Source organism: Kitasatospora aureofaciens, from assembly GCF_001188955.3.
Classification (GTDB): Bacteria; Actinomycetota; Actinomycetes; order Streptomycetales; family Streptomycetaceae; genus Kitasatospora; species Kitasatospora aureofaciens.
The window spans coordinates 78745-85503 of sequence record NZ_JPRF03000034.1 but is presented as its reverse complement, the minus strand read 5'-3'; the positions used below and the strand labels follow the sequence as shown (position 1 = coordinate 85503).

General features: G+C 73.3%; 6 protein-coding genes. All 6 read left to right on the top strand.

The genetic code is table 11. From position 1 onward, the window contains the following. Positions 1-83: 83 nt before the first annotated feature. Genes HS99_RS23555 through HS99_RS23530 form a run of 6 tightly spaced genes read left to right on the top strand, consistent with a single transcriptional unit; the run spans position 84 to position 6758 of the window. Positions 84-1565: a right-handed parallel beta-helix repeat-containing protein gene (locus tag HS99_RS23555; protein ID WP_079151532.1), complete on the top strand. Its 1482-nt coding sequence runs from the start codon at positions 84-86 to the stop codon at positions 1563-1565. A gap of 1 nt (position 1566) precedes the next feature. After that, positions 1567-2823, top strand: a complete 1257-nt coding sequence (locus HS99_RS23550) for a membrane protein (protein WP_030283389.1) — start codon at positions 1567-1569, stop codon at positions 2821-2823. Positions 2824-2825: 2 nt separating this feature from the next. Beyond that, a complete protein-coding gene (locus HS99_RS23545; RefSeq protein WP_030553508.1) occupies positions 2826-4100 on the top strand; it encodes a glycosyltransferase in 1275 nt (424 codons plus the stop codon). Next, positions 4097-5332, top strand: coding sequence for a class I SAM-dependent methyltransferase (locus tag HS99_RS23540; protein WP_030283394.1), 1236 nt, complete (start codon positions 4097-4099; stop codon positions 5330-5332). The genes HS99_RS23545 and HS99_RS23540 overlap by 4 nt, the downstream gene beginning before the upstream one ends. Next, positions 5329-6114 carry a sugar phosphate nucleotidyltransferase gene (locus tag HS99_RS23535; protein WP_030283396.1) on the top strand — a complete coding sequence of 262 codons (786 nt, stop codon included), beginning with the start codon at positions 5329-5331 and terminating at the stop codon, positions 6112-6114. Before HS99_RS23540 ends, HS99_RS23535 begins: the two co-directional genes overlap by 4 nt. Then, positions 6111-6758, top strand: a complete 648-nt coding sequence (locus HS99_RS23530; RefSeq protein ID WP_030553506.1) for a PIG-L deacetylase family protein — start codon at positions 6111-6113, stop codon at positions 6756-6758. The genes HS99_RS23535 and HS99_RS23530 overlap by 4 nt, the downstream gene beginning before the upstream one ends. Position 6759: the final 1 nt, after the last annotated feature.

Genomic DNA, 6759 nt, shown 5'->3' with positions numbered 1-6759 from the left:
GCGCCCACGACGCGCTGGCCTTCGTCCGCGAGCGCGGCCGGGCATGGCCGAGGCCGCCGCGTCACCGAGACCGGCATGACCGCCTGCTCGGCGGCGACGCGGAGGAGGTCGCGAAGAAGGCTGGCCGAGCACGGGCTGACCGCTGCCAACAACAACGGCGGCGGCCAGATCGTCGCGGCCGGCACGCCGGCCCCGGGGCCGGTCCGGCGGACCCGCCGGCCGGCGCGGTCACGGTCGACCCCGCCGTGGTCGGCGACCTCGCGGCGAAGACCAGGAACAGCCCCCCGCACACCACCTTCTGGCTCCGGCCGGGGACCCACACGCTCGATGCGGACCGGTACGCCCAGGTCGTCCCCAAGGAGGGGGACAGCTACCTCGGCGCGCCGGGCGCGGTGCTCGACGGCCGGAGGACCAACGAGTACGCGTTCAGCGGCGCCGCCACCGACGTCAGCGTCCGGTACCTCACCGTGCAGGGCTTCGTCGCGCCGCAGAACGAGGGCGTGGTCAACCACGACTCGGCCGACGGATGGGTGATCGAGCACACCACGATCCAGGGCAACTCCGGAGCCGGGCTGATGGCCGGGGCCCACCAGCGGGTCCGGGCCAACTGCCTGCGCGGCAACGGCCAGTACGGCATCAACGCGTACAAGTCCGGTGCCCCCGTCAGCGACCTGCTGGTCGAGGGCAACGAGATCACCGGCAACGACACCGACCAGTGGGAGCGGCGGCAGCCGGGCTGCGGCTGCACCGGCGGCGTCAAGTTCTGGGCCGTCAACGGCGCCGACGTGCGCGGCAACTGGGTGCACGACAACCGCGGCCCGGGGCTGTGGGCGGACACCAACAACAACGACTTCCGCATCGAGGACAACGTGCTGGAGGCCAACGACGGTGCCGCGCTGATCTACGAGACCAGCTACAACGCGGTCGTCCGCGGCAACACGATCCGGCGCAACGACTGGGTCGAGGGCCGCAACGCCGCCGACCGCGGCGACAACTTCCCGTACGCGACCGTCTACCTGTCCGAGTCCGGCGGCGAACCGCGGATCCCGGCCCGCACGGACCGGATCGAGGTCTCCCGGAACGTGCTGGAGGACAACTGGTCCGGGATCACCCTGTGGGAGAACGCCGACCGGTTCTGCAACAGCCCGGCCAACACCTCCTCCGGCGACTGCACCCTGCTGGTGAAGAGGACCGACAGCTGCTCCCAGCCGACGATCGCCACCCCGCCGCTCTACGGCGACTGCCGGTGGAAGACCCAGCGGGTGGACATCCACGACAACCGCTTCGAACTGGACCCCTCCGTGGTCGGCTGCACGGTCAAGTGCGGCCGGATGGCCGTGCTGGCCAACTACGGCACCTACCCGGACTGGTCGCCGTACAAGGGCGAACCGGTGGCCGAGGCGATCACCGGCGGGCAGCAGAACCGCTGGCACGACAACACCTACCTCGGGCCGTGGAGCTTCGTCGCCCACGACCCCAGCCGCACGCTCGACTTCGGGCAGTGGCAGGGCCGGCCGTACCAGCAGGACGCGGGCAGCACCCTCCGGCCACGGGCGGGTGGTTGAGATGGGCCGGGAACCGACCCGCCGAGGGCCGGCCGCCGAGGACACCGGCCGGGTGCGCCCCGGCCCCGCGCCGCACCCGGCCGCCCCGCCCAGGACCGTCGAGGTGATCTGGGGGCTGCTCATCCTCAACACCCTGGGCTCCGCCGGGGCGGTGACCGTCATCCCGCTGCCCCGCTCCCTCATCCAGATGGCCACCATGGGCGCGCTGGTCTCCGCGTTCACGCTGGCGCTCGTCCTCAACCTGCGGCTGCGCATCCGGGCCAGCGCCTACCTGTGCCTGCTGACCCTGCTGCTGGTGCTGAGCGTGGTCTCCAGCGCCCACCTGGAGTCCGGCTTCGGCGCGCTGTTCCGCTGCTTCCGGCTGGCGCTCTTCGTCGGCACGCTGTGGCTGCTCAGCCGCTGGTGGGACGGCGGACCGGCGTTCGTCCGGTACCACGTCCGGATGTACTTCGCGGTGCTGGTCTCGGTGGCCGCCGGCCTGGTCGTCTCCCCGGGCGCGGCGATGCCCGAGCTCTACGGCGGACGGCTGGTCGGTGCGCTGTGGCCGCTCACCCCGCCGCAGATCGGCCAGTACGCCGCGGTGATCGTCGGGCTGACCGTGCTGCTCCTGCTGGGCCGCCGGACCACCGGGTCCAGCGCGGCGGCGATCATCGTGCCCTCACTCGTCCTGCTCGCACTGACCCACACCCGGACGGCCACCCTCGGCCTGATCCTCGGACTGGCGCTGGCGATCGGCTCGCTCGTCCTGACCAGCGCCGCCGCCCGCAGGTTCTTCGGCTGGGCGGTGCTGTGCGCCACCGCGGCCGCCGTCGGGTTGAGCTCCCTGCTGGAGGCGTGGTTCCTGCGCGGCCAGAGCCAGGAGAACTTCTCCAACCTCACCGGCCGGGCCAAGGTCTGGGACGCCCTGCTGGCGGCGCCCCGCACCACCCTGGAGCAGCTGTTCGGCACCGGCCTGGGCGACAAGTCCTTCGGCGGGCTGCCGATCGACAACAGCTGGCTGGCCGTCTACAACGAACAGGGCCTGACCGGCACGGCCATCGTGGCGGCGGTCTTCCTCGCACTGGGCGGCGTCGCACTGCTGCGGCCGCCGTCGCTGTCCAGGGCCTGCGCGGTCTTCCTGATCAGCTACTGCGCCATCGCCTCGTACACCGAGGCCGGGCTCGGCGACGCCTCGCCGTACCTGCTGCACCTGACCGTGGCCGCCTCGCTGCTGGCGGCCCCCGCCGCGCCCCTCCCGACGCCCGAAGAGGTGACCTGACCATGCACGTCCTCGTGGTGCACAACCGCTACGGCTCGGCGCAGCCGAGCGGGGAGAACAAGGTCGTCGACCAGGAGGTGGCGCTGCTGCGCGGGGCCGGCCACCGGGTCGAGGTGTTCGAGCGGCGCAGCGACGACATCGCCGCCCGCTCCCTGCCGGGCAGGGCCGCGGTGCCGCTGCTGGTGCCGTGGAACCCGGCGGTGCGCGCCGAACTCGCCGGCCGGCTGCGGGCCGGGCGGCCGGACGTGGTGCACGTCCACAACGTCTTCCCGCTGCTGTCGCCCGCGGTGCTGGCCGCCTGCGCCGACGCCGGGGTGCCCGCCGTCGCCACCCTGCACAACTACACCCAGATCTGCCCGCCGGGCACGCTCCAGCGGGACGGCCGGCCGTGCACCGAATGCGTCGGGGGCTCGCCGCTGCCCGCCGTCCGGCACGGCTGCTACCGCGACTCCCGGCTGGCGACGGTGCCGCTCGCGGTCAGCCTCGCGGTCAACCGGCGGCGTTGGTGGTCCGGGGTGGAGCGGTTCTTCTGCATCTCCGCGGCGCAGCGCGACGTCCTCGTGCGGGCCGGCCTGCCGCCCGAACGGCTGGCGGTCAAGCACAACTTCGTGCCGGAGCCGGGCGTCGGCCGCACCGGTGCCGGAGAGCACCTGCTCTACCTCGGCCGGCTCGCGGAGGCCAAGGGCGTGCGGCTGCTGATGGCCGCCTGGGACCGGCTCGCCGCGGACGGCGGGGTGGGCGTGCCGCTGGTGGTCGCCGGCGCGGGGCCGCTGGAGCGGGAGGTGGCCGCCTGGGCGGCGGGCCGGGACGACGTCCGGTACGCGGGGCTGTACGACCAGGCCCGGTGCCGGGAGGCCGTCGCGCGGTCGGTCGCCGTACTGGCGCCCTCGACCTGGCTGGAGGCGTTCGGCCTGGTGGTCGTGGAGGCGATGGCGGCCGGGGTGCCGGTCGTCGCCGCCGGTCACGGCGCCTTCGTCGAACTGGTCGAGGACGGGGTGACCGGGCTGCTGCACCGGCCGGGCGAGGCGGCCTCGCTGGCCTCCGGCATCCGCCGGATCGCGGCCGAGCCGGACCGCAACCGGGAGATGGGCCGGGCCGCCCGGCGCCGTTACGAGCAGGGGTTCGGTCCGGCCGTCGGGCTGGAGCGCCTGCTGGAGGGGTACCGCACCGCGATCGCGGGTCGGTCCGGCGGCGCGGACGGCGCGCCGCCGGTAGGGAACACGAACGCTGGCCCGCCGCGGGGAACCCGCGCGGGCGGGAATGGGGGCACTACATGACACGATGCCGACTCTGCGGTTCGGCGGCGCTGGCCAGCGTCGTCGACCTGGGGGCGACCCCGCCGTGCGAGAGCTTCCTCGCCGCCGACGAACTCGACCGGCCGGAACCGGCGTACCCGCTGCACCTGCGGGTCTGCACCGACTGCTGGCTCGCGCAGCTCCCCCCGCTGATCACGCCGGAGGAGACCTTCACCCAGTACGCGTACTTCTCCTCCTACTCGACCTCCTGGGTGGAGCACGCCCGCAGCTTCGTCGACGGCGCCGTCCGGCGCCTCGGCCTGGGCCCCGACGCCTTCGTGGTCGAGGTCGCCAGCAACGACGGCTACCTGCTCCGGCACGTGGTGGACCGGGGCATCCGCTGCCTGGGCATCGAGCCGTCGGTGAACGTCGGCGCCGCGGCGCGGGAGGCGGGCGTGCCCACGCTCACCGAGTTCCTCTCCCCGGACACCGGCGCGGCCGTCCGCGCCGAGCACGGCCCGGCGGACCTGGTCGTGGCCAACAACGTGTACGCCCACATCCCCGACGTGGTCGGGTTCACCCGCGGGCTGCGCGCCCTGGTGGCCGACGACGGCTGGGTCTCGATCGAGGTGCAGCACCTGCTGACCCTGATCGAGGAGAACCAGTACGACACCATCTACCACGAGCACTTCCAGTACTACACGGTCGCCTCCGCGGCCCGGGCGCTGGCGAGCGGCGGACTCACCCTGGTGGACGTCGAGTTGCTGCCCACCCACGGCGGCTCCGTCCGGCTGTGGGCCCGCCCGGCCGAGGCGGCCGGCGAGCCGGGCCGGCGGGTGGCCGAGGTGCTGGACCGGGAGAAGGCCGCCGGACTCCAGGAGCTGTCCGGGTACACCGAGTTCTCCGCCCGGGTGGCCAAGGTGCGCCGGGACCTCCTGCGGTTCCTCATCGACGCGGCCGAGCGCGGCGAGACGGTCGTCGGCTACGGCGCCCCGGGCAAGGGCAACACCCTGCTCAACCACTGCGGCATCCGGCCCGACCTGCTCCCGTACACCGTCGACCGCAACCCCTACAAGCACGGCCGGTTCACCCCCGGCACCCGCATCCCGGTCCTGGCACCCGAGCAGATCGCCGTCGACCGGCCGGACTACGTCCTGGTCCTCCCCTGGAACCTGCGGGCCGAGCTGGTCGAGCAGTTGTCCTTCGTCCACGAGTGGGGCGGCCGACTGGTCTTCCCCGTCCCGGAACTGAGCATCGTGGAGGCCAAGCGGTGAAGGTCGTCCTGTTCTGCGGCGGTTACGGGCTGCGCATGCGCAGCGGAACCTCCGACGACGTGCCCAAGCCGATGGCGATGGTCGGCCCGCGGCCGCTGATCTGGCACGTGATGCGCTACTACGCGTACTACGGGCACACCGAGTTCATCCTCTGCCTCGGCTACGGGGCCCACCACATCAAGGACTTCTTCCTCAACTACGAGGAGACGACCTCCAACGACTTCGTGCTGCGGGGCGGCAGGACCGAGCTGCTGTCCACCGACATCGCCTCCTGGACCATCACCTTCGCCCAGACCGGCATCGAGTCGCCGATCGGCGAGCGGCTGCGCCGGGTGCGCCACCACCTGGACGGCGACGAGATGTTCCTCGCCAACTACGCCGACGTGCTCACCGACGCCCCGCTGCCGGAGATGATCGACCGCTTCGCCGAGCGGGACGCCGGCGCCTCGATGATGGTGGTGCCGCCGCAGTCCTCCTTCCACTGCGTGGACCTCGGCGAGGACGGCCTGGTCGGGGGCATCACCGCGGTCAGCGACATGCCGCTGTGGGAGAACGGCGGGTACTTCGTGCTCCGCCAGGAGGTCTTCGACCACATTCCGGAGAACGGCGACCTGGTCGCCGACGGCTGCACCCAACTCGCCAAACGCGGAAGGCTGGTGGCGCACCGGCACCGCGGCTTCTGGAAGCCGACCGACACCGTGAAGGAGCGGGCCGCCCTGGACGCCGCCTACGCGCACGGCGACCGCCCGTGGGCGGTCTGGGAGCGGGAGGGCGCGGCGTGATCCGCCTCGGGGCCGGGCCCCTGAACGGCATCGCCGCGGTCGGGGCGCACTGCGACGACATCGCCATCGGCGCCGGCGGCACCCTGTTGACGGTGTGCCACGCGAACCCGGGCCTGCGGGTCGACGCCCTGGTGCTCTCCGGCGGCGGCAGCGAGCGGGAGCAGGAGGAGCGGGCCGCGCTCGCCGCCTTCTGCCCGGGCGCCGACCTGCGCCTGACCGTGCTCAAGCTGCCCGACGGCCGGCTGCCCGCCCACTGGGACGAGGCCAAGGCCGCGGTGGAGGAGCTGCGGGCGCGGTGCGAGCCGGACGTAGTGCTCGCCCCGCGCACCGACGACGCGCACCAGGACCACCGCGGACTGGCCGAGCTGATGCCCACCGCCTTCCGCGACCACCTGGTGCTCGGCTACGAGATCGTCAAGTGGGACGCCGACCTCGGCCGTCCCACGGCCTACCAGCCGCTGTCCACCGAGACCGCCGAACGGAAGGCGCGGCTGCTGCAGGAGCACTACGCCTCGCAGCGCCACCGCCCCTGGTACGACCGGGAGGCCTTCCTCGGACTGGCGCGGATCCGCGGCATCGAATGCCACGCGCGCTACGCCGAGGCGTTCGCCGCCACCAAACTGACACTCGACCTGGAGGTCTGAC

Coding starts and splice junctions, on each gene's coding strand:
- HS99_RS23550 (WP_030283389.1), top strand. CDS start 1,567: ATGGGCCGGGAACCGACCCGCCGAGGGCCGGCCGCCGAGGACACCGGC.
- HS99_RS23545 (WP_030553508.1), top strand. CDS start 2,826: ATGCACGTCCTCGTGGTGCACAACCGCTACGGCTCGGCGCAGCCGAGC.
- HS99_RS23540 (WP_030283394.1), top strand. CDS start 4,097: ATGACACGATGCCGACTCTGCGGTTCGGCGGCGCTGGCCAGCGTCGTC.